We start from the raw sequence: 23,948 nt of genomic DNA on the forward strand, positions 1-23,948 counted from the left end.
AATTGTCGAAGGCCAGAGCAGTTCCCGGAAGTTCACCAGTCGAGGACCCCACAACGGGCATCGACCACCACCACCGAACAAGGACACGACATGACCAAGAAGCTGGGTGGCATCTTCGCCGCCGTCTCCACTCCCTTCGCCCAGGACGGCTCCGTCGACGAGGGCGCACTGCGCAACCACGTCGACTTCCTGATCGAGAACGGACTGCACGGCCTGGTCCCCGGCGGCAGCACCGGAGAGTTCGCAGCTCTCACGCTCGACGAGCGCAAGTTCGTCAACACGGTCGTCATCGACCAGGCCGCCGGCCGCGTGCCCGTAGCACCGCAGACCGGCTCCACCCGCACCGCGGAGGCCATCGAGCTGTCCCGGCACGCGGCCGACGCGGGCGCCGACGCCGTCCTGCTGGTGCAGCCCTTCTACGAGGCCCCCACGCGCCACGAGGTCATCGAGTACTTCGCCATCGTCGGCGAAGCGGCGAACATCCCGGTGATCGCGTACAACCTGCCGGGTGTCACGGGGATGAACCTCGACCGACCGTTCTACCGGGAACTGCTCGAACGCACGGACGCCGTCAAGTACATCAAGGACACGTCCGGATCGATCGAGCAAGCCTTCGACCTCATCTTCAACCTCGGCGACGCCATCGACACCTTCGTCGGCTGGGACACGATCGTGCTGCCCGCCTTCTCCGCCGGTGCCGCCGGTTCCATCTGGGGTGCGCCCAACTTCGCGCCCAAGGAGTGCGTCGCGATCTACGAACTCGCCAAGGCCGGCAAGTACACCGAGGCCCTCGAAATCTTCAAGCGGCTGTGGAACGTCCTCGACTTCCTCGGCAAGGAGGGTTACGCCGTGGCCACCAAGGCCGCCGCGCAGGCCGTCGGCGTGGACCTCGGAGTGCCCCGCGCACCGTACGGTGAGCTGCCCGCGGACAAGAAGGAAGAGCTCACCAAGCTCATCGCCGAGACCGGACTCACCTACGCCCGCTAGTCACCGCCAAGAAGACCGCGCGCGTTCATCACGGAGTGACCCTTCCCCGACACGTGCGCAGAGGCCGGCAGCAATCACCCCCGCTGCCGGCCTCGCCTCTCGCCGGCAGGCGCAGAGAAGTCGAGCCCTGGCAGGGTGGAACCGGGCACCGCAACGCAGACGAACACACGGAGGAAGATCGTGCGCTGGAGTCGAGTAGTCAACGTAGTGAAGTGTCATGTGGGTGGCGAGATCAACAACGTCGTCACCGGCGGAATCGGCGATGTCCCCGGCGCCACGGTCTTCGACAAGATGAAGTACTTCCGTGAGCATCGCGACGATCTCCGGCAGCTTCTGCTCCACGAGCCGCGGGGCTCGGTGACCCAGTGCGTCAACTTCGTCGTCCCCGCGACGGACCCCGAAGCGCAGATGGGTTACGTCATCGCCGAGTCCACGGAATACCCCGCCATGTCGGGCAGCAACACCATGTGTGTCGCCACCGCACTGCTGGAGACCGGCATGATTCCCATGGTCGAACCGGTCACCGACATCGTGCTGGAAGCGCCCGCCGGGCTCATCCGCATTCGCTGCACCTGCGAGAACGGCAAGGTGACGAGCGTCGAGTTCGAAAATCAGCCCGCATTCGCCTACGAGGTCGGGGTGCCGCTCGAACTCGACGGCTACGGCACCCTCACCGTCGACGTCGCGTGGGGTGGCATGGCCTACGTGCTCGCCGACGCCGACCAGCTGGGATTGAAGTTGCAACCCGACGAGGCGCGCGAGATCTGCGACCTCGGGCAGAAGCTCAAGACCGCCGCCGCCGAGCAGATCCCCGCGGTGCACCCGACCAATCCCGAGTTCGCCGGAATCACCCAGACCGAGTTCGTCGGCCCGCTCTCACGCACCGACGGGGTGCTGACCGCCCGGAATGCCGTGGTGGTCTCCCCCGGCCGGCTCGACCGCTCGCCCTGCGGCACCGGCACGTCCGCCCGACTGGCGGTGCTGAAGGCGAAGGGCCTCATCGAGGTCGGGGAGAAGTTCGTGCACGAATCGGTGATCGGCAGTCGCTTCGAGAGCCGGATTGACAGACTGACGAAGGTCGGAACGTATGACGCCGTGGTTCCCCGCGTGAGCGGCCAGGCGTACATCACCGAACTCAGCCAGGTCGGACTCGACCCCGCCGACCCGTTCCCGACCGGCTACACCCTGTCCGACACCTGGCCGACCGGCAACTGACCCGCACGTGAGTGGGAAAGTGTGCCCGGGCACTCTTTCCCACTCACGTGGGGAGCAGGGGCTTGACGCCGCGGCCGAGGAACTCGACGAATCCCAGCAGGTCCGGTTCGTCCTCGGTCGGTGCGAAGGCCACCGACGTCGCGCCCAGGCGCGCAAGCCTTCGCACCTCCTCGGCGATGGTGTTCGCGTCACCCGCGACCCCTATTCCGGTGTCGGCCGGCTTCTCCCACCGCGCCAGTTCCTCGTCCACCCGTTGTCGCGCACCCTCGCCGGTGGCGGCGATCTTCGGGACGACCATGCGATGCGACGACGCCCGTTCGTCGCCGATCTCCTCGACGATCAGGTCGCGGGTCCTGCGGATGTCGTCGTCACCGACCGCAGAGGTGACGAGGTTCCCGTCACCCAGACGTGCCGCGAGGCGAATCGACTTGGGCCCCTCGCCGCCGAGCATCAACGGAACCCGTTCGGTGGGAGGCCAGTCGAGTTTCACACGATCGAGCCGGACATACCGGCCGTCCGTGCTCACCGACTCACCGTCCAGCAGTGCCCGCAGCGCCACCGCATACTCCTCGAGGAGCGTCATCGGTGACGCCACCCGCGCGCCCACCTGTTCCATCCACCTCTGCACCCCGTGTCCGACGCCCGCGATCACTCGTCCGGGAAACAACCGGGTGAGCGTGGCGATCTCCATCGCGGTGAGCGCGACGTTGCGCAACGGTACGGGCATCAACCCGACACCGACGTGGATTCGCTCCGTCCATGCCAGTGCGGCGGCGGCCGAAGCCACGCCGCTCTCCTTGAAACAGTCTTCCCACAACCAGATCTCGTCGAGGCCACTGTCCTCGGCGATCCGCGCGAAGTCTTTCAACCTCTCGGGTTCGATCGTCGGGATGAACGTCACGCCCAGTCGCGGCACCGCAGTCGTCATCGATCCATCATGAGGGATGACGCCCGCCCGTCGCGGGGCATCGCCATCATTCGCGCGGCGGCGCGGTACTGGATTCGCGCGGCGGCGCGGTGCTGGCGCGGACGACCAGTGACGTCTTCATCAACGATCGCGTGCGGGTGCCGCCACCCAGTCGATCGAGCAGGATCGTCGCGGCCGCGCGGCCCTTCTCGACTATCGGTTGATGAATTGTGCTGAGACCGAGTAGTTCTGCAACGGGTGCGTCGTCGAATCCGATGACGGACATGTCGTCGGGCACGGCGAGTCCGCGCTCACGTAACACCTGCCACGCCGCCACCGCGTGCACGTCGGACGTCGCCACGAGGGCGGTCGGCTGAGCGGCGTCGAGCAGGATCCGGGTGGCCTCGGCACCGGCGGCGCGATCGATGTTGCCCGCCACGACGATCGACAGTTCCTCCACCGGGAGGTGGTGGTCGCGGGCCGCGGCGAAGTAACCGGCGAGGCGCTCCCGCGCGTTGCGTTCGGTCGCCGCTTCGACGTCGTCCGCCGTGACCATCCGGCAGTCGGAATCCTGGCCGAGCTTGTCGACGATGATCCCGATGCGTCGATGGCCCAGGCTCAGGATGTGGTCCATCTGCAGGTAGGCGCCGTGCCGGTCGTCGATGGCCACGAACGGGAGTCCCGCGCTTCGCGGCGAATCGACCACGACGGCCGGGATACCGCGCGCGATGATCGCTTCGACCAGAGGATGACCGTCGGGGACGTTGTGGATGACCACACCGTCCACGAGGCCACGGAGAACCAGCGAGTTCGGTGGTGAATCCGGGGATCCACCGCGCGAGGCCGGAAACAGGGTGAGGGCGATGTCGGCCGAGTTCCCGATTTCCGCGATGCCCTTCATCAGCAGGGTCACGGACGGATCCTCGAGCGCCTGCACCGGGGAGTCGGGCACGATCACGCCGACCGCGCCGATCCGCCCCGACCGCAGACTGCTCCCGGCGATGTTCGGGCCGGCGTAGCCGAGTCCCGCGGCGACGGAATAGATGCGTTCCCGTTGTGTCGCAGAGACCTTCGACGATTTACTGAAGGCGTAGGAGACGGTGGCGACCGATACTCCGGCCGCCCGGGCGACGTCCTTCATCGTGACCAAGTGGTACTCCCTCGTCGGCGATCATCGGCCACACCCGGCCGTTGCGCACCGGAGCGCACAATGGGACCGATCCTAGTCCGCGTCTGGACGCTCTCCACGTTCCCCTCGACATCACCCATTGACAGCGCTCCAGCCGGTGATACGATTCACCACCATAAGTTAATCGTTTCACTATTCCGGTTTCACCATCCATGGGAGCACTCATGACCAAGGCCCTCTACCTCTACGGCGGCTGGCCCGGCCACCATCCGTACGACATCGCCGCATGGGCACGCGAACTGTTTTCCGAGTTGAACTACCAGGTCGAGGAGTCGCAGGACATCTTCACCCTCGATCGCGACCTGACCGGATACGACCTGATCGTGCTCGGCTGGAACAACGCGCTCACCACCGAAGACCTGAGCGACTCACAGGAGAAGAACCTGCTCGACGCCGTCGCGGCAGGAACCGGGGTCGCGGCGTGGCACGGCGCCGCCGCCGCGTTCCGGGCGAGTCTGAAGTACCACTTCCTCCTCGGCGGCGACTTCGTCGAACATCCTGCGGGAGAGTCTTTCCCACAGCCGTACAAGGTGAGCATCACCGACCGCGAGCACGAGGTGACCGCCGGTGTCGAGGACTTCGCCGTGGCGTCCGAGCAGTACTACATGCACGTCGACCCGAACAACCGGGTACTCGCGGAGACCGAGTTCAGCGGCGAGCACCTGCCCTGGCTGGAGGGACTGCGCAGCCCGGTGGCGTGGGTGCGCCAGTGGGGCGCCGGCCGGGTCTTCTACCACTCGATCGGCCACACGCCGGCCGACCTGTCGGAGCCGAACGTGCGCCGACTGACCAAGCAGGGACTGCGCTACGCCGCCCGCGTAGCGAACTGACACAGCAAGGAGACACGATCATGGCGAAATTGACCGGCGGGCAGGTGGTCGCCCAGGTCCTGAAGCAGTACGGCGTCGAGTACGTCACGGGCATTCCGGGCCACGGCATCTGGTCGCTCACCGATGCATTCCTGGAGAAGGGGTCCGAGATCCCGTTCATCCAGGTCTACCACGAGCAGAGCGCCACGCACCTCGCGGACGGGTACTACCGGGTGTCCGGTAAGCCGATGGCCGCGGTGGCGTCGATCGGGGCGGGCGCGGCGAACACCGTGCTCGGTCTCGCGACCGCGTACAGCGACTCGACGAGCCTGCTGTGCATCACCGGCGGGCCGCCCACCCACATGCGCGGGCGCGGCCTGCTCCAGGAACTCGAGCGGCACACAGACAACGGCTTTCCGCAGGTCACCGACGCAGTGTCGAAGCGCAGCTGGGTCGCCACCCGCGTGGAGGAACTGCCGTTCATCATGCACCGCGCGTTCAGCACCATGCTGACCGGTCGGCCGGGGCCTGCACACATCGAGGTGCCGATGGACGTGCAGGCCGAGGCCGCCGACGTCTCCCTTCACGACCTCGCACGACGGCTGCCGGTCGGTCTCCAGCAGCCCGACCCGCTGGCGATCGACAAGGCCGTCGACGTGCTCCGTGACTCACGCCGGCCGGTGATCGTCGTCGGCGGCGGCGCCATCACGTCCGACTCGGCCGGCGAAGTGCTCGCCCTCGCCGAGGCGTGGCAGATCCCCGTGGTCACCACGTGGAACGGCAAGGGCGCGTTCCCCGAGGATCACGCGCTGTTCGCCGGCAGCGTCGGCCAGACCGGAACGATCGTGGGCAACGCCGTCGCCTCTCGCGCCGACGTGGTGATCTCCATCGGATGCCGGTTCACCGACTGGTCCTCCTCCAGCTACGCGCAGGGAGTCACGTTCTCGATTCCGCCCGCCAAGCTCATCCACATCGACATCGATCCGCACGAGATCGGCAAGAACTACCCGGCCGAGGTCGGCATCGTCGCCGACGCCAAGCCGACCGTCGCCGCGATCGTCGCCTCCCTCCCCCGCAGCAGCGCCAACCGGTCCGAATACCTCGCCGAACTCGAGCAGCTGAAGACGGAGTGGGAGGCCAAGCTCGCCGGCCGTCGCGATTCCGACCGCTTCCCGTTCACCTCCCAGCGCCCCCTCGGCGGCCTGCGGTCGGTGATGGAACGGGATGGCATCATCGTCGCCGGCTCCGGCAACACCCAGGGCGCCGTGAAGCAGACGTTCCCGGTGTATCACCCGCGCACCCACCTGACGTCCGGCGGATTCTCGTCCATGGGCTGGGCCGTGCCCGCCGCGATCGGGGCCAAGCTCGCCGCCCCCGACCGGCAGGTGGCGTGTGTGCTCGGCGACGGCGACTTCCTCATGACGTCGCAGGAGATCGGTGTCTGCGTGCAGCACGACATTCCGGTGGTCTTCGTGGTCCAGGACAACGCGGGCTTCATGTCCATCCGCGGTGGGCAGCGCAAGCAGACCAGCCGGCACATCGGCACCGAGTTCAATCGCCCCGACGGCACTCCGTACAGCCCCGACTTCAAGGCGCTCGGCCAGTCGTTCGGCCTCGAATCGTTCCGGGTGGACGACCCGGCCGACCTCGAGAGCACCTACCGGAAGGCCTTCGACTCGAAAGCGCCTGCGCTGATCGAGATCCCGACCGATCGCGATGCCGCGGGACCGTGGGTTCCCGGTTGGTGGGACTTCCCCGTTCCCGCGTACATCGAGGACGAGCGTCAGGACGAGTACTGGGCGACCCGAGCCAAGGAACAGCACCTGTGAGAACGTCGGGACACGATCAGATCGACGCGTATTCACCGCTGCGCGAGGGCGCCGTGGTCGATGTGGGCGATTCCGACACGGTCACCGCCGATGTCGTAGTCGTCGGATCCGGGATGGGTGGCTCGACGCTGGCGTGGGCGCTCCGCGATCGGGACGTCGACGTCCTGGTCGTCGAGCGCGGGCGATTCCTCCCCCGCGAGGTGGAGAACTCGCAGGCCGCGGAAATGTTCCTCATGGGCCGGTACAAGACCGCGGAACCGTGGTTCGACGGCAGCAATGGTGAGCCGTTCCAGCCCGGCGTGTACTACTGGGTGGGAGGCAACACCAAGTTCTACGGCGGCAGCCTCCCCCGCTTCCGCGTCACGGATTTCGAGGAGACGCAGCACTACGACGGCATCTCACCGAAGTGGCCGTTCAGCTACGCCGATCTCGAACCGTTCTATGCCGAGGCGGAGCGCCTCTACCAGGTGCACGGCATCGACGGCGAGGATCCGACGGAACCACCACGGTCGTCTCCGTACCCGTTGCCACCGTTGCCGCACGAGCCGACGATCGAGCGATTCGCGTCCTCCCTCCGCCAGCAGGGACTGCATCCGTTCCACACACCGAACGGCATGAACCTGACCACGCAGGAGCATCGCAGGCAGTCGACGGCATCGGACGGCACCCCGTCGCAGACCGATCACAAGAGTGAGGCGGAGAACCGTGCGTTGCGGCCCGCGCTCGAGTCGGACCGGGTGCGCCTGCTCACCGAAGCGAAGGTGACGCGTCTGCTCACCGATGCGAAGGGCACGCGAATCGTCGCCGCGGAGGCCGAGTTCCGTGGTCGCACGATCCGGATCACAGCCAACCAGTTCGTGGTCTCGGCAGGGGCGGTCAACACCGCGGCACTGTTGCTCCGCTCGGCCGACGAGCGGAATCCGGATGGCCTCGGCAACTCGTCGGGGCTGCTGGGCCGGAACTACATGGTGCACAACAGCACGTTCTTCATGGGCGTCAACCCCTTCCACAAGAACACGACTGCGTGGCAGAAGACGCTGGGAATCAACGACTGGTACGTCGCGGGCCCGAACAACGAGTACCCGCTCGGCAATCTGCAGATGCTCGGCAAACTGCAGGCCGCGCACGTGAAGGGGGCGCGGCCCTGGGCTCCGCTGTGGGCGCTGAAGGCGGTGGTGAATCGCAGCCTCGACATCTACCTCACCACCGAGGATCTGCCGACGCGGAACAACCGGGTCCGGATCGACGGCGACAGGATCATCGTCGACTGGACACCCAACAACACTGCGCCGCACAGTGAACTGGTTCGCCGCGTCTCCGCGGCAGTCCGCAAGGCGGGGTATCCGATCATCCTCACCGAGCGAATGGGGATCGCGACGAACTCGCACATGTGCGGAACCGCGGTCGCGGGTACCGATCCGGCGGCGAGTGTCCTCGACCCGCACTGCCGCAGTCACGACGTCGACAACCTGTGGGTCGTGGACGGATCGTTCTTCCCTTCGTCGGCGGCGCTCAACCCCGCGCTGACCATCGCGGCCAACGCGCTGCGCGTGGCACCCCACATCGCTTCTGCCGCAGTGTGATGTGATCACATCACGGTTCGCCCGGCCTCGTTCTCAGAGGCCGGGCGAACGCGTGATCACCTCGAGCCGATCCGCTCCTCGGCGGGCGGAGAATCCTCCGTCTCGCGGGTTTCCCCGGCCGCACTCGCCACCAACCCGGCGAGGACGGCGCCGGCCAGGACGACGCAGAAGGCCTGCAGGAGCCCGAACTGCTCACCGAGCAGCCCGAGGAGCGGCGGCCCGACCAGAAACGCCATGTACCCGAGCGTCGACACCGCGCTGACGCGTCGCGCGGCGTCGGCACCCGAGTCGGCCGCCGCGGACAGTGCGAGCGGAAATCCAAGGGCGACACCGACACCCCACAACGCACAGCCGAGCGCGGCGAGAACCAGGTTCCCCGCCAGGATCACGATCAGGACCCCCGCCACCGCGAGCGCCGCGGACCAGCGGACGGTCGCAGAGCGGCCGTACCGGTCGACGACGCGCCCGCCGAGTAGGCGGCCCGACGTATCGCGGCCACGAACACGACGTAGAACGCGGCGCCGGTGGCCGACCTGACGCCGTACCCGTCGACGATTCCCAGCGGCAGCCAATCGTTGGCGCTGCCTTCCGCGAACGCCATGCCCAGCGCGATCAGGCCTAGGAGAACGATCCGGGTGTCCCGCCAGATGGTCGGACCGCCGGACGTGCCGGATCGACGGCGCGTGCGCCCGGCCTCTCGTCCGGTAGCCGGAGGTAGCAGCGCCACGACGCTCACGCTCGTCACGAGGACCACGACGGCCAGCACCCCGAGATGCACCGGCACCGGAACATCTAGCAGTTCGGCGACCGCCCCGAGGCCCGCGCCGGCGAGCGTTCCGAGACTGAACGCACCGCGCAGCGACGGAAGAAAGCTGCGTCCCATGCGCTTCTCGATCGCTGCACCCTCGACGTTGAGGGCCACCTCGCACATGCCGAATCCCGCACCGGTGCAGGCGAGTCCCAGACCGACCAGGGCCGCGATCGCGACACCCGAACCGAGTCACACCGTGAACAGGCCGAGGCTCGCGACCGTGGCCGCGGCCGCGGCCGCGATGACGTTACGGGCACCGATCCGGGCGACGACGGGACCGGCGAGCAGGAGCCCCGCCATCGATCCGATCGACAATCCGAGAATGATCAGACCCATGTCGCCTGTGTCGACTCCCAGAGACGAGCGAATGGCCGGGGTGCGGGTCACCCAGGACGCATAGGTGATCCCCGTTCCGACGAAGATGACGAAAGTTGCTGCTTTCCAGCCACGCTCACCGCGCTTCAACGGCGGACTCTCGGTAGGCACAGCTGTCTCCTGTTCGCGTCGGGGAATGGTTAATCGTATCACCGGGTAGCGGCACGAAAGGCGGTCCGGCACCTCGGAAGAGGTACCGGACCGCAGGAACCGGAAGTGCCGGACGACCTACCCGGTCGCGACCTCGTGCCTGCTCGTCTCCGATGCCGGCTTGTGGTAGCGCGGCACCAGGCGCATCAGCGCCGGACCGCCGATCGCGATCAGCGCGAGAAGGATGGCCGGCAGAAGCGGCATCCATTCGATACCGAGGTTGTCGACGACGACGGTGATCGCGGCCGGCCCGACGAGCATGCCCACGTAGCCGATCGCGTTGACCAGACCGATGTTCCGCCCCGCGTTCTCGGGATCGCGTCGCCCGGCCGCCGACAGCATGAGCGGCGCCATGCACGCCAGGCCGAGTCCCAGCAGCACGAAGCCGGTGAGGGCGAGCGGCGCCGACCCGCCCAGCATCGCGAGAAGCGCTCCGGCGGCGCCGATGACACCGCTCGCACCGACGATGAGTCGAGCGCCGAAGTATTCGGCCAGCTTGTCGCCGAACAACCGGCCGACGAACTGCGCTCCCGAGTAGAGCGTGACAGCCGTCGCTGCCAGGCCCGCCGTGGTGCCGACCGCGCGGCGAACGAATTCCTGACCCCAGTCCAGCACCGCGCCCTCGCTCAACATCGATCCGAGCAGGAGCACACCGAATCCGATCATCACGAGAAGCGTTGCCGTGGTGGCCGAACGCTTCCCCGGGTGCGCGGGGTCGGCGGCGCCCGGAATCTCGTCCTGGTCAGGAGGCAGCAACTCGTCGAGCGAGAGAAGCCATTTGCCGAAGACGACACCGAGTACCGACAGGACCACGCCGATCGAGATGTAGGCGACGGCCGGGCTGTCGGTGAAGTGCCGCGCCAGAGCACTGCCGACGAGTCCGAGAACGAAGCCACCCGCCGGGTAGGCGGCGTGGAACGCGGACATGATGGGTCGCCCGTAGTACCGCTCGACCTGCACACCGTGGGTGTTGAACGCCGTGTCGAAGGCACCGCGGAGCAGACCGATGAGCACGCCGATCACCATCGCTCCGACCAGTCCGTCGAGGAACGCGAGGGGGATGTAACAGAGGGGGTAGACGACCATCGTGGGCATGGCCGTGTTTCTCGGACCGTACCGGTCGATGAAGGGGCCGATGGCGAAGCAGCCGACAGCGGCGCCGATGCCGATCGACAGTGCGAGGAGGCCGAACTGGGAGTCGCCGCCGTCGCCTTCCCATCCGAGGTGACTACGCAACGAGGTGGTGCTCGTCGACCACATCAACATCACGGCGCCCAGCTGGAAGAAGCCGAAGAATGTTGCGATTCGCGCCTTACGCACGCGTGTATGGTCGAGCACGGGAGCGGTGCCTGCTCCATGTGTTGCCATGATTTCGTCCTTGCGGTAGGTCTCGGATCGCCGCGGGCGCCTACGGGGGTAGGCATCCGTTCAGCGAGTAGCGAGTGCGTGAACTTTCGATCAACGCCGACTGGATGGCCGGAATCTCGAGGAAAACATTACGAAGGTGACGCGCCGCACAACAGGTACAGACCGTGTACCTCCTACGCGCAGACTGCACAGAATGAGAAGCCGGCGCCGACCGTGTCATGGCCGCCCGCTCCGTAATCATGGTCGCCCGCTCCGAATCATGGTCGCCCACTCCGTCGAGCCACGATGGACGACCCCTCGAGCAGATCCAGCCCCTTCACCGCGAGCAGCAGGCTCTGGCGAGTGGCGGCGTCGTCCAGGGATTTGCCCAGGATCGCGGCAATGCGGTCGAGCCGGTTGTACAAGGTCCGGCGCTGGATGAAGAGTTTCTCGGCCGCTTCGGTCTTGCGGCCGTCGACGGAGAGGAAGGCGCGCAGTGTCGGCAACAGCGGGGTCGTGGACTGCGCATCCTTCGTGAGCAGTGGGCCGAGTTCGTCCTCGACGAAGCTGGCGAGTTCGGGACCCTGCGCCAACGTCACGAGCAGACGTTCGACGCCGAGGTCGTCGAAGTGCAGCATGGGTGAGGCAGGCAGGGAGCGCGACACCGCGGCGGCACTCTTCGCCTGCGTGACCGCGACCTGCAGCATCGATGCGGGCACCGCGCGGCTCATGCCGCCGCCGTGCTCCATTTTCCCGAGCAGGCCCGTGAGCTCGGCGCGGGTTCGGCCGGACTCCGCCGCCACGGCCACGACGTAGTCGCCCATGTCGGCGCTGATCGCACCCGTGTCGATCTGACGGCCGGCCCGCGGACCGGACGACTCGTCGCGGGCATCCTTGTTCGCGATGACGACGACGATCGGCCCCGAACCGAGCTGATATCCGAGTCTTCCTGCCTGGTCGACGAATTCGGACCCGGAGAGATCCCCGATCAGCAGTCGCGTGATCAATGCCGTGCTCCGCTGATCGTCCCTCGCTTCCCGGCTGCGGTCGGTCAGCAACGAGATCGCGACGGCCGCGGCGGCACGCTCGGTCGCGAAGGCCGCGGTGGCCCGTTCGGTCGCGGGCCGGTCGGTGAAGACGTGAATCCAGCCCCACGGCTGACCGCGCATCAGGACCGGCCTGCGGACGCATCCGCTGTCGTCGCTGTGGAGGCCCCGCGCGTGCCGGTCCCAGCCCTCGATGCCGGCTTCCTCGTCGAATTCGCCGACGTACGCCATCACGCGATGCGCGATGTTCTCGAGCACCACCGTGCCGTCGGTGAGTTCGGCCAGCATCTGCACGATCGAGAGGTAATCGGCGCCGTCCAGGAGGAGGTTCGAGAAAGTGGACTCGACTTCCCGTTCGTGGGTGAGCTCCTGCAGGCGCTTGCCGGTCAGGATCTCGTGTACCTGCGACGAGACGCCGGCGAACGACACCTCGCGGGCGAGGGCGATGATCGGCAGGCCGCAGGCCTGCCCTTCGGCGACTACTGCATCCGGTACGCGGTCGAACATCCGCCCCGACTCCTCGATGACGAGCGCCGCGGCCCCGGCATGAGCGGCTGCGCGCACGAACACCTGTTGAAGGGCGTCCGTGCTGCCCATTCCGAGCCCGGCGGTCAGGAGCAATTCTCCACCCCGGAGGAAGCGGGCGATATCCGAGATCTCCGAGGAATGCACCCAGCGGACCTCACGGTCGAGGCTGCCCGATCCGGTCAGGACACGGGCTCCCGCGTCTTTCAGGAGATCGATGTCGAGAGCGTCGGCGACGGTGAAAACCATGCTCAATGGTACACAGAACGTGCATGAACCGACGCAATTAGTTCCCACAATGCAACTGTCGGAAACGTGTGCGGCACCGCGATGCTGAGTGACAACAGATCCAGTCCCTCGCTCATCCGAAGGAAGCATCCCATGTCATTCGTTCTCAAGGCCGCCGTCGGTGAACCAGCGCAGCGGGCGAGCAACCCCGCCGTGGTCGACACCGTCGCCGCCGTCATCGCCGATGTCCGCGCGAACGGCGACGACGCCGTCCGGAAGTACTCCGAGAAGTTCGACGGCTGGTCCCCCGAATCGTTCCGGCTGAGCGAGGACCGGGTCGCGGAGATCGTGAAGTCCGTTCCCGAGACCGTCCTCGACGATCTGCGATTCGCGCAGCGCCAGATTCGGGACTTCGCCCAGGCGCAGCGGGACTCCATCCAGGACCTCGAGGTCGAGACCCTCCCGGGTGTGTTCCTCGGGCACCGCAACGTCCCGATCGACGCGGCTGCCGCCTACGTACCCGGCGGGCGCTACCCGCTGACCGCGTCCGCGCACATGACGGTCCTCACCGCGAAGGTTGCGGGCGTCGAACGCGTCGCCGCGACGACGCCTCCGAATGCCGGGGAGCCGCCGCAGATCAGTGTCGCGGCGATGCACCTCGCCGGCGCCGACGAGATCTTCGTCCTCGGCGGCGTGCAAGCCGTCGCCGCACTCGCGCTGGGCACCGAGACCATCGACCCGGTGTCCATCCTCACCGGCCCCGGCAACGCCTACGTGGCCGAGGCGAAGCGCCAGCTGTTCGGGGAGGTCGGGATCGACCTCTTCGCCGGACCGACCGAAACACTCATCGTCGCCGATCACCTGGCCGACCCGTTCACCATCGCCGTCGATCTGCTGAGCCAGGCCGAGCACGGCCCGGATTCGCCGTGCGTGCTGATCACCACGTCGGAGTCCGTGGGACGAGCGGTGATCGATCATATCGACGCCCTGCTCCCCGGCTTGGTCACCAACGCCATCGCCGGCCCCGCGTGGCGTGATCACGGCCAGATCCACGTGGTGGACACCCTCGACGAGGCGTACCGGCTCGCCGACGTCTTCGCGTCGGAGCACGTCCAGATCCTCACCGAGGACCCCCGTCAGGCCCTGACCTCCATGCGGAACTACGGCGCCCTGTTCCTCGGCGAAGGAACGTGTGTTCCCTACGGCGACAAGCTGATCGGCACCAACCACGTCCTCCCGACGCTCGGTGCGGCCCGCTACACGGGCGGTCTGTGGGTGGGCAAGTTCCTCAAGACGCTCACCTATCAGGAGGTGCGCGACCTCGGCAGCAGCGCGAAGCTCGGCGAGGTGTGCGGCCGCCTGTCGCGTCTGGAGAAGTTCGAGGGACACGCCCGCTCCGGCGACCTTCGCGCCGCCAAGTTCGGCAACGCCCCGCTCCCGTGGGGCGACCTCCCGACCCGGGTGACGTCCGAACGATGACCCGCATCGAACACGACCTCCTCGGCGACCGCGAGGTCCCCGACGACGCCTACTACGGCATCCACACGCTGCGGGCGACGGAGAACTTCCCGATCACCGGCATTCCGCTGGCCAGCCATCCCGACCTCGTGTCGGCGCTGGCGTCCGTCAAGCAGGCGGCGGCGCAGACCAATGCCGGCCTCGGCCTGCTGCCGCGGCGCGAAGCGGACGCCATCGTGGCGGCCTGCGAGGAGATCCGGGCCGGCGCGCTGCGCGACCAGTTCGTCGTGGACGTCATCCAGGGCGGCGCCGGCACGTCGACGAACATGAACGCGAACGAGGTGGTGGCCAACCGGGCCCTGGAATTGCTCGGCCACCGGCGCGGCCGCTACGAGTATCTGCATCCGCTCGAGCACGTGAACATGAGCCAGAGCACGAACGACGTCTACCCCACCGCGATCAAGGCCGGCCTGCAAACCGCCCTGACCAGGCTGCGGGCGGCCATGCAGGACTTGGCTGCGGCATTCGCGGTGAAGTCGACGGAGTTCTCCGACGTCCTCAAGGTCGGCCGCACCCAGTTGCAGGATGCGGTTCCGATGACCCTCGGCCAGGAGATCGCGACGTTCGCTCTCATGATCGACGAGGATTCTCAGCGGCTCGGGGAGGCGGCAACGCTCATCTCCGAGATCAATCTGGGTGGAACGGCGATCGGGACCGGCCTCAACGCGCACCACGAGTACGCGTGGCGCGTGCGCGAGCACCTTGCCGCGATCACCGGGATCGAGGTGACGACGGCGTCCGACCTGATCGAAGCCACGCAGGACGTCGGGGCGTTCGTCCAGCTGTCCGGGGTCCTCAAGCGCACCGCGGTGAAGCTGTCCAAGATCTGCAACGACCTCCGGCTCCTGTCGTCGGGGCCGCGCGCCGGCTTCGGTGAGATCACATTGCCGCCCGTGCAGGCGGGGTCGTCGATCATGCCGGGGAAGGTGAACCCGGTGATCCCGGAGGTCGTGAACCAGATCGCCTTCCGGGTCGTCGGCAACGACCTGACCGTGACGATGGCGGCCGAGGGCGGGCAGCTTCAGCTCAATGCCTTCGAGCCGGTCATCGCGCACAGCCTGTTCGAGACGATCGAATTGCTCACTCGCGGATGCACCGTCCTGCGGGAGCGCTGCGTGGTCGACATCGGCGCGAACATTGACCACCTGAAGAACATGGTGGACGCGTCCATCGGCGTCGTCACCGCCCTCAACCCGCACATCGGGTACACCGCGGCCACCGCGATCGCCGCCGACGCCCTCGCGACCGGGCGCACCGTCGCCGCGCTCGTGCTCGAACGGGGTCTGCTCAGCCGGGAGCAACTCGACGACGTGTTGCGGCCGGAGAACCTCACTCGACCGCTCGTGCCCTGACGGCGACGAGCAGCTCATCCCCCGCCGGGATGAGCTGCTCGGGTGGGGTTGACATCCACCACACTGCCGCTAGCCTTTAGTTATACGTATAACCACTTCACCGATTGCCGGTTCGCGTCGACCCGCCCGGCAGGACGTTGACACCACTCTCTACGACCGAGGAGCAGGACCCATGAGTGACGCATCCGTGGGGGAGCCCACAGGCCCGAGCAAACACAGCTACGACGTCGTCATCGTCGGCAGCGGAATGGGCGGCGGAACGCTCGCTTACGCGCTCGCGGACTCGGGAGTCGATGTGCTTCTGATCGAGCGCGGCGACTTCCTGCCGCAGGAAGAGCAGAACTGGGACCCCCGGGAAGTTTTCGAGGGACACCGGTACGCGAACGCCGAGCAGTGGTACGACACCGAGGGCAGGCCGTTCAGTCCGGGCACGTACTACTACGTCGGCGGGAACACCAAGCTGTACGGCTCGTCGCTCGTCCGGTTCCGTCGTGAAGACTTCCAGTCGACGCAACACGAGGACGGCAAATCTCCCGAGTGGCCCTTCTCGTACGACGACTTCGCGCCGTATTACGCACGGGCAGAACAGGTGTACCGGGTCCACGGCGATCACACCGACGACCCCACGCTCCCCCGTGACGAACCCTTCCCCTACCCGGCGATCGGACACGAGCCACCGGTGCAGGAGGCGGCCGACGCACTGCGGCGCCTCGGGTACACGCCGTCGAACATCCCACTGGGCATCGATCTGCGGGACGGCGGCGGATGTATCCGCTGTCAGACCTGCGACGGGTTCCCCTGCCGGGTGCTGGCGAAGTCGGACGCGGATGTGCGGTGCGTCCGCCCGGCCGTCGCGTCCGGCTCGGTGGAACTGCTGACCAACGCGTACGCCGAGCGCGTCCTCACCGACGAGACCGGCAAACAGGCCACCGGCGTACGACTCCGGCACCGCGGCACCGAAGTCGTCGTCGACGCACGCACCGTGGTGGTGTCCTGTGGCGCCGTCAACTCCGCGGCGCTGCTGCTGCGGTCGGCGAACGCCGCACACCCGGACGGTCTCGCCAACTCCTCCGGCATGGTCGGACGAAACTACATGGTGCACAACAACTCCATCATGGTCGGCATCAACCCGCTGAAGAAGAACACGTCCGAGTTCCAGAAGACGTTGTACATCAACGATTTCTACACTCACGGCACCGCGGACCACCCCTACCCGCTGGGACACGTGCAACTCATCGGCAAGTTGCAGGGCGAGATGATCAAGGGCCAACGACCGCTGATCCCCAAGTGGGCGCTGAGTCAGGCCACCGCGCGCAGCATGGACTGGTGGCTGTTCACCGAGGATCTGCCGGATCCGGACAACCGCGTCACCCTCACCGACGACGGCAACATCCAGATCGCGTGGACCCCCAACAACACTCGCGCCCACGAGGTACTCGTCCGCGAGGTGCGGAAGATCCTCCGGAAGATCGGCTATCCGTTCGTCTTCAGCCAGGGCACCGGCATCGAGGTCAACTCCCACCAGGCCGGCACCGTGCGGGCCGGAACCGACCCCGCGACCTCCGTGCTCGACGCCGACTGCCGCGCCCACGACGTCGACAACCTGTACGTCGTCGACTCGTCCTTCTTCCCGTCCCTGCCCGTGATGAACCCTGCCCTGTCCATCGCGGCCAATGCCTTCCGCGTCGCCGAGAGCATCGCCGACCGAATCGGCAAGACCCGTTCCCACGACACCCCGGCCCAGTCCGCGTCCCTGTGACGCGTCGCCCCCACCACACCCAGAAAGCCTCTTCGATGACAACACAGAAATTCACCGGCGGACAGATGGTCGTCGACTTCCTCATCCGCGAGGGAGTCGAGAAGGTCTTCGCGATCCCCGGACACGGCAACACCGCCCTCCTCGACGCGTTCGTCGACCGAGCCGACGAGATCGAACTGGTGCCGGCCATGCACGAACAGGGTGCCGCTCACATGGCCGACGGCTACTACCGGGCCTCCGGCAAGATCGCCGCGATCTGTACCTCCATCGGGCCGGGCGCCACCAACACCCTCACCGGACTCGCGACGGCCTTCGCCGACTCGATGCCGATGCTCCTGATCACCGGTGCCGTGCACACCTACATGGAGAACCGCGGGGTGCTCCAGGAGATCGACCGCCCGCACGGCAACAACTTTCCCCGCATGGTGGAACCGGTGGTCAAGCGCTGGTGGCAGCCCAGCCGCCTCGAACAGCTTCCGGTGGCGCTCGCTCAGGCGTTCAACACCATGCACGAGGGCAGGCGCGGACCCGTGCTCGTCGACATCCCGCAGGACCTGCAGGCCGAGTACGGCGACTACACCCCCGACACCGGTGCCCGCCGTCCCGCCACCCGCGCAACCGGTGACCCGGCCGTGATCGCCGAGGCCGCACGCCTGCTGGCCGGTGCGAAACGTCCCGTCATCGTGGCCGGCGGCGGCGTCATCCACGCCGAGGCCGCCGCCGAGTTGATGGCCGTCGCCGAGCACCTCGGCGCACCGGTGACGCATTCGTTCCAGGGCAAGGGCGCGTTCCCCGCCGACCACGACCTCTACGCGTGGCCGTGCGGCGACATGGGTTCGATTCCCGGCAACGGCGTGACCCGCGCAGCCGACGTGATCCTCGCCGTCGGCTGCCGGTTCAGCGACCGCATCACGTCGTCGTACCGTCCCGGCGTCACGTTCGACATCCCGAACACCAAGCTCGTGCAGATCGACATCGACGGCTTCGAGATCGGCCGCAACTACCCGGTCGAGGTCGGCGTCGTCGGTGACGCGAAAACGTCCCTCGCCGCGCTGCGCGACGTGCTCGCCGACCTCGGGCCTGCCCTCGACTACCGCAACACCGACTACTTCGCCGAACTGCAGGACCTCAAGGCGCAGTGGGAAGAGCACCTGCGGCCGATGCGGACCACCGACTACCTGCCGATGACCAACTCACGGGCGATGGTCGAGATCCGCAAGGCCCTTCCGCGCGAAGGCATTCTGGTCACCGATTCGTCCAACCCGGCGAACCAGGCGTTCAACGAGTTCCCGATCTACGGCCCGAAGACCAACATCGTGGCCGGCGGCTTCTCCGGCATCGGGTTCGGTGTGCCCGCCGCGATCGGTGCGCAGATCGGCGCCCCGGACACCCCGGTCCTGGCAATGGTCGGCGACGGCAGCTTCCTCCAGACCGGCACCGAGATCGCGACCGCCGCGATGCTCGGGGTGCCGCTCGTGATCGTCGTACTCAACAACGGCGGCTGGGAGGCGATCAAGGACCTCCAGATCAGCCTGTTCGGTGAAGAACGCGAAATCATCTCCGGGTGGAAGAACCTCGACGGGACACCGTATTTCGCCGACATCACCCGGTTCGCGCAGTCACTCGGCTGCAGCGCCGAGCGCGTCGAGGACCCGGAGAAGCTGGCCGACGCCATCGAGCGCGCGTTCGCGACGCCGGGCCCGGTGATCATCGAGGCGATGAGCGCCCACGAGCTGCCGTGGACGGAAATGCATCCGACCGGCTGGTGGGACATCACCGTTCCCGCGTACCACGGCGAGGTTCGCGACGACTACGTCGCGCAACGCGGATTCTGATCGGAGACCGGCATGGGACAGATCAAACTTGGCCTGAATCTGGAGTTCGCCCGCTTCGAGAACGGGTCGTTCGATTGGGCCATGGACCGGGCCGCGGCGATCGGCTACAAGTACGTCGAGCCGATGGTCTACTGGGGCCGCGAGTTGCTGAGCACGGCCGGGTACTTCCACACCCGGTCGATGCTCGACGACCCGCTGATCATGCGGGACGCCGCCGAATCACGCGGGCTGACCATCTCCTCGCTGTCCAGTCATGCACCGCTGGCCAAGCCGGACGTCAGCGTCGACTATCTGAAGCAGTCGATCCGCTACGCGGCCGAGGTCGGGTCCCCGATGATCATGGTCGACGACGGGCCGCTGCCGACGTGGACCACCGAGGCGGAGAACTACACACTGATGCGGTACACGCTGCAGGAGGCGGCGAAGGTGGCCGAACCGCGCGGCATCAAGATCGCGATCGAGACGCACGGCGAGTACACCGCGACCCCGGAGCGGCTCGAGAAGATCATGACGCTGATCGACAGCCCGGCACTGACGATCAACCTCGACACCGGCAACAGCTACCTCAGTGAGAACGACCCGCACGAGTGGCTCGAGCAGATCGTCGGTGGCGTCACGCACCTGCACGCCAAGGACATCGGCATCGAGGACGCGAAGCGGCTGCGCGGCAAGGTCCGCGGCATGCTCGGCTGCGCCTGCGGCGACGGCGTCATCGACTGGGAACGCATCGTGACGACCCTGCACGACGCCGACCACGACGTCGTCCTGTCGGTCGAGTGCGGTGGCCTCGACGCCGCGAAGAAGAGCTACACCTACCTCACAGATCTGATCACCCGCATCCAGGGCAGCTGACAACGGCGTCGCCGGTCCTGCAGGTGATCTCGCGACACGCTGGGTCCTGAACCGACATTCGAGTCTCCGGTGCGTCGTGTCCATCGTGCCGCCCGACACCCCGTGTGTCGGGCGGCACGCTTCACCCCTACCAGTACTGCGGATGGCGATACGCGCGATCCGGGAAGAGCGTGTCATGAATACTCCTGCCCGCACCGAGGCACGTCATCGCGTGGTGATCATCGGTTCCGGATTCGGCGGCCTGTTCGCGGCGAAGGCGTTGCGCCGCGCCGACGTCGACGTGCTCGTCGTCGACCGCACCAGCCACCACCTGTTCCAGCCGCTGCTGTTCCAGGTGGCGACCGGAATCCTGTCCGAGGGAGAGATCGCACCGTCGACCCGGATGGTGCTGAAGAAGCAGTCGAACGCCTCGGTGATGCTGGGGGACGTCACCGACATCGACCTGGCCGCGCGCAGGATCACCTCGACCCACCAGGGCAGAACGACCACCACCGAGTACGACAGTCTGATCGTCTCGGCCGGAGCCCGGCAGTCGTATTTCGGTAACGACCACTTCGCCGAACACGCCCCCGGCATGAAGACCATCGACGACGCGCTCGAACTCCGCGGCCGGATCCTGGGCGCGTTCGAACGCGCCGAACTGTCCACCGACCCGGAGGAGCGCGCCCGCCTCCTGACGTTCGTGGTGGTCGGCGCAGGACCCACCGGGGTGGAAATGGCAGGTCAGATAGCCGAACTGGCGCACCGAACCCTCCTCGGCGCGTACCGGAACATCGACACCTGCGACGCCCAGATCGTCCTGCTCGACGCCGCGTCCGCGGTGTTGCCGCCGTTCGGCGACCGGCTCGGGTCCGCCGCGGCCAAGCGTCTCGAGAAGATCGGTGTCGAGGTGCGGCTCGGGGCGGCCGTCACCGACGTCGACGCGGACGGCGTGACGATCAAGGACGGGCGAGGCGAGACCGTCCGCATCGAATCCGCGTGCAAGGTGTGGTCGGCGGGCGTGGAAGCCAGCCCGCTGGCCAGGCAGCTTGCCGAGCAGTCGGGGGCCGAACTCGACCGGGCCGGGCGGATCGCCGTCCGCGAGGACCTGACGGTGCCGGGACACCGCGAGGTGTTCGTGATCGGCGACATGATGGCGCGCGACCGCCTTCCCGGGGTTGCGCAGGTCGCGATCCAGGGTGGCCGCTACGCGGCGCGGCAAATCGCAGCCGATGCCGGCGGGCGCGCAACGTCACCCGACCGCGTTCCGTTCCGATACCGGGACAAGGGGTCGATGGCGACGATCTCGAGGTTCAACGCGGTCGTGAAGGTCGGGGGCATCGAACTCGCAGGATTTCTGGCGTGGATCCTGTGGCTGGCCGTCCACGTCGTCTACGTCGTCGGGTTCCGGAGCCGGCTGTCCACGCTCATGTCGTGGACGTGGACCTTCCTCGGGTCGTGGCGGGGACAGATGACGGTCACCGACCAACAGGTGGTGGCACGCAACGTCATGGGCAAACTCGTTCTCCTCGACCCGGGTGAGGACGACGATGACGCTGTTGTCGCCAGAGCGAGCTGACACCCGGGAGACACGCGCAGTCCGGCCGATAGGCTGGGCTCGGTAACCGTGCGACGGAGAGGATCGGCATTCGTGACCACGATGCACGACGTCGCCCGAGCGGCAGGCGTGTCGCAGGCCGCGGTCTCGTACGCGTACAACCAGCCCCACAAGCTGTCGGCAGCCCGGCGCGCCCACATATTCCAGGTGGCTGCGGAACTCGGGTACGCTGGCCCCAACCCCGCGGGCCGCAATCTCCGCACCGGACAGGTCGGTGCGCTGGGGCTGATGATCACCGACTCGCTGCGCTACGCATTCGACGATCCGGCCACCTCGCAGTTGCTGAAGGGCATATCGGAGGTCGGTGAACTCGCCGAGGTCGCGCTGACGTTACTGCCCTGCCCACTCGAGTCGACCCGGGTGGCCGAGGGATCCGGCGTGCTCGTGCGGGGCGCGGTGGACGGATTCCTCGCGTATGCGATGCCGGACGGCCACCCCGGAATGCAGACGGCGATGAGCCGCCGGCTGCCGATAGTCGTGATCGACGGCCCCAACCCTGGCGGACTGCCGCGCGTCGGGATCCGGGATCGGCAGGCCGCCAAGGAAATCGCGGAGCACGTTCTGTCGCTCGGGCACCGGCGTGTCGGGTTTCTCGTCGACCGGCTCGTCCCCGACGGCAAGGGTGGGCCCGTCGACGCCGCCCGCATCAGGGCCGCACGAGACCACGTGATGAAGGAACGCCTCGCCGGATACGCGTCCGCCTGCCGCACATTCACGGTGCCGTGGTCGTCCGCCGTGGTCGTCGAAGCAGGCGGGTTCGACTACGAACTGTCCCGCACCGCCGTCGAGACACTGCTCGATGCCGGTCCCGTGACCGCCGTCATCGCAGCCTCCGACCTGCTGGCCCTCGCGGCCATCGACGTCGCACAGGAACGTGGACTCCGGGTGCCGCAGGATCTGTCGGTGGTCGGTTTCGACGACATCCCCGCGGCCCGGGCCGCCGGACTCACGACGGTCCGGCAACCGCTCGTCGAGAAGGGCCGCGAGGCCGCGCAACTGCTGCTCGACATCATCGGCGGCGGAGCTGGACGGGAAATCACACTCCCCACCGAGCTCATCGTCCGCGAGAGCTCCGGACCCGTTCCCGCGGAGCAGTGAGTTACCCTACTTCGCCTCGCAGTTCGGGATTGCCGTCGACGATGGAGTAGAGCGCCTCGGTGATCGCCTTCACCCGCGCGAGTCGCGTCAATTCCCGCGGTACCACCAACCAGTAGGTGCGGTGCGCAATGAAGTCGTCGCGGAGAACCGGCACGAGATCCTCGTCCAGCGCCCCGATGTAGCTCGGCAGCGGCGCGATCCCCACTCCGTGCTTCACGGCCTGGTAGTGGCCCGCGATGTTGTTGGTCTGGATCTGTGCCTGGAAATCCGGAATCAGCGAGTCGAGGATACGCAGCGGTTCGACATCCAGGAATGCATCCACGTACCAGATGAGCGTGTGGTGCCGGAGATCCTCGAGCGACGAGATGGGGTCGTGTTGGTCCAGGTAGCCCCGTGACGCGTACAGACGGAGGTCGTACTCGGCCAGTTTGCGGACCACGACGGACCGCGGCGACGGACGCTCGAGGGTGACCGCGATGTCGAAGTCGCGCCCGGTCAGCAGGTCGTGGGTGGTCGACGTGACGAGTTCGGTGAACAGACCGGGGTGCTCGGACCGCAGAGCGGCCAACCCCGGCACCAGCACGAACGACCCGAAACCGTCGGGAGTGATGATGCGGACGGTGCCCGTCAGCCCACCCAGGGACGACGTTTCGTCGAGAGCGGCGAGCACCGCGGATTCCACCGCCTCTGCGTGGGGAACCAGTCGCCGGCCCGCTTCGGTGAGCTGCCACCCCGACACGCCACGATCGAAAAGTCTCGTGCCCGTGTCTTTCTCGAGCCGGGTGATTCTCCGCGAGACGGTCGTGTGATCGACACCGAGCCGCTTCGCCGCATCGGCGAGGCGGCCGGTTCTCGACAACTCCAGGAGGTAACGCATGTTGTCTGCGGTGAACATCGCCCTCATCCCTGTGCAAAAGTGCAGTCCGAAGTGCCATT

Annotated in this window: 18 protein-coding genes and 1 pseudogene; 12 read left to right on the top strand and 7 right to left on the bottom strand. The window is 67.3% G+C overall.

The annotated features are described in order from the left end of the window. Window positions 1-90: 90 nt before the first annotated feature. Both GO592_RS26885 and GO592_RS26890 read left to right on the top strand, forming a co-directional pair. On the top strand, window positions 91-987 hold the full coding sequence (locus GO592_RS26885) for a dihydrodipicolinate synthase family protein (protein WP_007300815.1): 897 nt from the start codon (window positions 91-93) through the stop codon (window positions 985-987). Between the two features lie 180 nt (window positions 988-1,167). Continuing rightward, window positions 1,168-2,202: a proline racemase family protein gene (locus tag GO592_RS26890; protein ID WP_039952942.1), complete on the top strand. Its 1,035-nt coding sequence runs from the start codon at window positions 1,168-1,170 to the stop codon at window positions 2,200-2,202. Window positions 2,203-2,245: 43 nt separating this feature from the next. On the opposite strand, the gene GO592_RS26895 is transcribed toward GO592_RS26890, so the two are convergent. Both GO592_RS26895 and GO592_RS26900 read right to left on the bottom strand, forming a co-directional pair. Further along, window positions 2,246-3,130 (bottom strand): LLM class flavin-dependent oxidoreductase, encoded by an 885-nt coding sequence (locus tag GO592_RS26895; protein WP_039952877.1) that lies wholly within the window; start codon window positions 3,128-3,130, stop codon window positions 2,246-2,248. Window positions 3,131-3,176: 46 nt separating this feature from the next. Beyond that, window positions 3,177-4,259 (bottom strand): LacI family DNA-binding transcriptional regulator, encoded by a 1,083-nt coding sequence (locus GO592_RS26900; RefSeq protein WP_005573895.1) that lies wholly within the window; start codon window positions 4,257-4,259, stop codon window positions 3,177-3,179. A 203-nt stretch (window positions 4,260-4,462) separates the two neighbouring features. On the opposite strand from GO592_RS26900, the gene GO592_RS26905 reads away from it, so the two are divergent. The 3 genes from GO592_RS26905 to GO592_RS26915 are packed head-to-tail and all read left to right on the top strand — an operon-like array spanning window position 4,463 to window position 8,519. Continuing rightward, window positions 4,463-5,128: a ThuA domain-containing protein gene (locus GO592_RS26905; RefSeq protein ID WP_007300812.1), complete on the top strand. Its 666-nt coding sequence runs from the start codon at window positions 4,463-4,465 to the stop codon at window positions 5,126-5,128. A 20-nt stretch (window positions 5,129-5,148) separates the two neighbouring features. Next, entirely contained in the window at window positions 5,149-6,936 is a 1,788-nt protein-coding gene (locus GO592_RS26910) for a thiamine pyrophosphate-binding protein (protein WP_007300811.1), read from the top strand. Next, window positions 6,933-8,519 carry a GMC oxidoreductase gene (locus tag GO592_RS26915; protein WP_007300810.1) on the top strand — a complete coding sequence of 529 codons (1,587 nt, stop codon included), beginning with the start codon at window positions 6,933-6,935 and terminating at the stop codon, window positions 8,517-8,519. The genes GO592_RS26910 and GO592_RS26915 overlap by 4 nt, the downstream gene beginning before the upstream one ends. Window positions 8,520-8,575: 56 nt before the next feature. Here the strand turns inward: GO592_RS26915 and GO592_RS26920 are convergent, their stop codons facing one another. From GO592_RS26920 to GO592_RS26930, 4 genes and pseudogenes are all read right to left on the bottom strand, one after another. Further along, window positions 8,576-9,523 carry an MFS transporter gene (locus tag GO592_RS26920; RefSeq protein ID WP_337952679.1) on the bottom strand — a complete coding sequence of 316 codons (948 nt, stop codon included), beginning with the start codon at window positions 9,521-9,523 and terminating at the stop codon, window positions 8,576-8,578. After that, on the bottom strand, window positions 9,520-9,816 hold the full coding sequence (locus GO592_RS44700; RefSeq protein ID WP_237720620.1) for a hypothetical protein: 297 nt from the start codon (window positions 9,814-9,816) through the stop codon (window positions 9,520-9,522). The genes GO592_RS26920 and GO592_RS44700 overlap by 4 nt, the downstream gene beginning before the upstream one ends. Before the next feature lie 117 nt (window positions 9,817-9,933). Continuing rightward, window positions 9,934-11,250, bottom strand: a pseudogene (locus GO592_RS46305) (MFS transporter); the annotation flags it as partial. Window positions 11,251-11,480: 230 nt separating this feature from the next. Further along, window positions 11,481-13,022, bottom strand: coding sequence for a PucR family transcriptional regulator (locus tag GO592_RS26930; RefSeq protein ID WP_007300809.1), 1,542 nt, complete (start codon window positions 13,020-13,022; stop codon window positions 11,481-11,483). 132 nt (window positions 13,023-13,154) lie between these two features. Between GO592_RS26930 and hisD the strand changes: the two genes are divergently transcribed. The 7 genes from hisD to GO592_RS26965 all read left to right on the top strand — a co-directional run bounded on the left by hisD (window position 13,155) and on the right by GO592_RS26965 (window position 23,012). Continuing rightward, on the top strand, window positions 13,155-14,480 hold the full coding sequence (gene hisD, locus GO592_RS26935; protein ID WP_007300808.1) for a histidinol dehydrogenase: 1,326 nt from the start codon (window positions 13,155-13,157) through the stop codon (window positions 14,478-14,480). Next, window positions 14,477-15,871, top strand: coding sequence for an aspartate ammonia-lyase (locus GO592_RS26940; RefSeq protein ID WP_007300807.1), 1,395 nt, complete (start codon window positions 14,477-14,479; stop codon window positions 15,869-15,871). The genes hisD and GO592_RS26940 overlap by 4 nt, the downstream gene beginning before the upstream one ends. 172 nt (window positions 15,872-16,043) lie before the next feature. Next, window positions 16,044-17,630, top strand: coding sequence for a GMC oxidoreductase (locus GO592_RS26945; RefSeq protein WP_007300806.1), 1,587 nt, complete (start codon window positions 16,044-16,046; stop codon window positions 17,628-17,630). Between the two features lie 35 nt (window positions 17,631-17,665). Beyond that, window positions 17,666-19,465: a thiamine pyrophosphate-binding protein gene (locus GO592_RS26950; RefSeq protein ID WP_007300805.1), complete on the top strand. Its 1,800-nt coding sequence runs from the start codon at window positions 17,666-17,668 to the stop codon at window positions 19,463-19,465. A 12-nt stretch (window positions 19,466-19,477) separates the two neighbouring features. Continuing rightward, the gene (locus tag GO592_RS26955; protein WP_007300804.1) at window positions 19,478-20,317 is read left to right on the top strand and encodes a sugar phosphate isomerase/epimerase family protein; all 840 of its coding nucleotides are present in this window, start codon (window positions 19,478-19,480) and stop codon (window positions 20,315-20,317) included. A 175-nt stretch (window positions 20,318-20,492) separates the two neighbouring features. Next, complete coding sequence (locus GO592_RS26960) at window positions 20,493-21,875, top strand: NAD(P)/FAD-dependent oxidoreductase (protein ID WP_007300803.1); 1,383 nt, start codon at window positions 20,493-20,495, stop codon at window positions 21,873-21,875. A 72-nt stretch (window positions 21,876-21,947) separates the two neighbouring features. After that, the gene (locus GO592_RS26965) at window positions 21,948-23,012 is read left to right on the top strand and encodes a LacI family DNA-binding transcriptional regulator (protein WP_007300802.1); all 1,065 of its coding nucleotides are present in this window, start codon (window positions 21,948-21,950) and stop codon (window positions 23,010-23,012) included. Between the two features lies 1 nt (window position 23,013). Here GO592_RS26965 and GO592_RS26970 read toward each other — a convergent pair whose 3' ends face one another. Then, the gene (locus tag GO592_RS26970) at window positions 23,014-23,907 is read right to left on the bottom strand and encodes a LysR family transcriptional regulator (protein WP_007300801.1); all 894 of its coding nucleotides are present in this window, start codon (window positions 23,905-23,907) and stop codon (window positions 23,014-23,016) included. Window positions 23,908-23,948: the final 41 nt, after the last annotated feature.

This window comes from Rhodococcus sp. 21391 (assembly GCF_016772255.1).
In the GTDB taxonomy this organism is placed as follows: Bacteria; Actinomycetota; Actinomycetes; order Mycobacteriales; family Mycobacteriaceae; genus Rhodococcus_F; species Rhodococcus_F opacus.

What these genes read in the sequence shown, in the direction of transcription:
- GO592_RS26885 (WP_007300815.1), top strand. Translation starts at nt 91, where the DNA reads ATGACCAAGAAGCTGGGTGGCATCTTCGCCGCCGTCTCCACTCCCTTC.
- GO592_RS26895 (WP_039952877.1), bottom strand. Translation starts at nt 3,130, where the DNA reads ATGACGACTGCGGTGCCGCGACTGGGCGTGACGTTCATCCCGACGATC.
- GO592_RS26905 (WP_007300812.1), top strand. Translation starts at nt 4,463, where the DNA reads ATGACCAAGGCCCTCTACCTCTACGGCGGCTGGCCCGGCCACCATCCG.
- GO592_RS26910 (WP_007300811.1), top strand. Translation starts at nt 5,149, where the DNA reads ATGGCGAAATTGACCGGCGGGCAGGTGGTCGCCCAGGTCCTGAAGCAG.
- GO592_RS26930 (WP_007300809.1), bottom strand. Translation starts at nt 13,022, where the DNA reads ATGGTTTTCACCGTCGCCGACGCTCTCGACATCGATCTCCTGAAAGAC.
- hisD (WP_007300808.1), top strand. Translation starts at nt 13,155, where the DNA reads ATGTCATTCGTTCTCAAGGCCGCCGTCGGTGAACCAGCGCAGCGGGCG.
- GO592_RS26940 (WP_007300807.1), top strand. Translation starts at nt 14,477, where the DNA reads ATGACCCGCATCGAACACGACCTCCTCGGCGACCGCGAGGTCCCCGAC.
- GO592_RS26945 (WP_007300806.1), top strand. Translation starts at nt 16,044, where the DNA reads ATGAGTGACGCATCCGTGGGGGAGCCCACAGGCCCGAGCAAACACAGC.
- GO592_RS26950 (WP_007300805.1), top strand. Translation starts at nt 17,666, where the DNA reads ATGACAACACAGAAATTCACCGGCGGACAGATGGTCGTCGACTTCCTC.
- GO592_RS26955 (WP_007300804.1), top strand. Translation starts at nt 19,478, where the DNA reads ATGGGACAGATCAAACTTGGCCTGAATCTGGAGTTCGCCCGCTTCGAG.
- GO592_RS26960 (WP_007300803.1), top strand. Translation starts at nt 20,493, where the DNA reads ATGAATACTCCTGCCCGCACCGAGGCACGTCATCGCGTGGTGATCATC.
- GO592_RS26970 (WP_007300801.1), bottom strand. Translation starts at nt 23,907, where the DNA reads ATGTTCACCGCAGACAACATGCGTTACCTCCTGGAGTTGTCGAGAACC.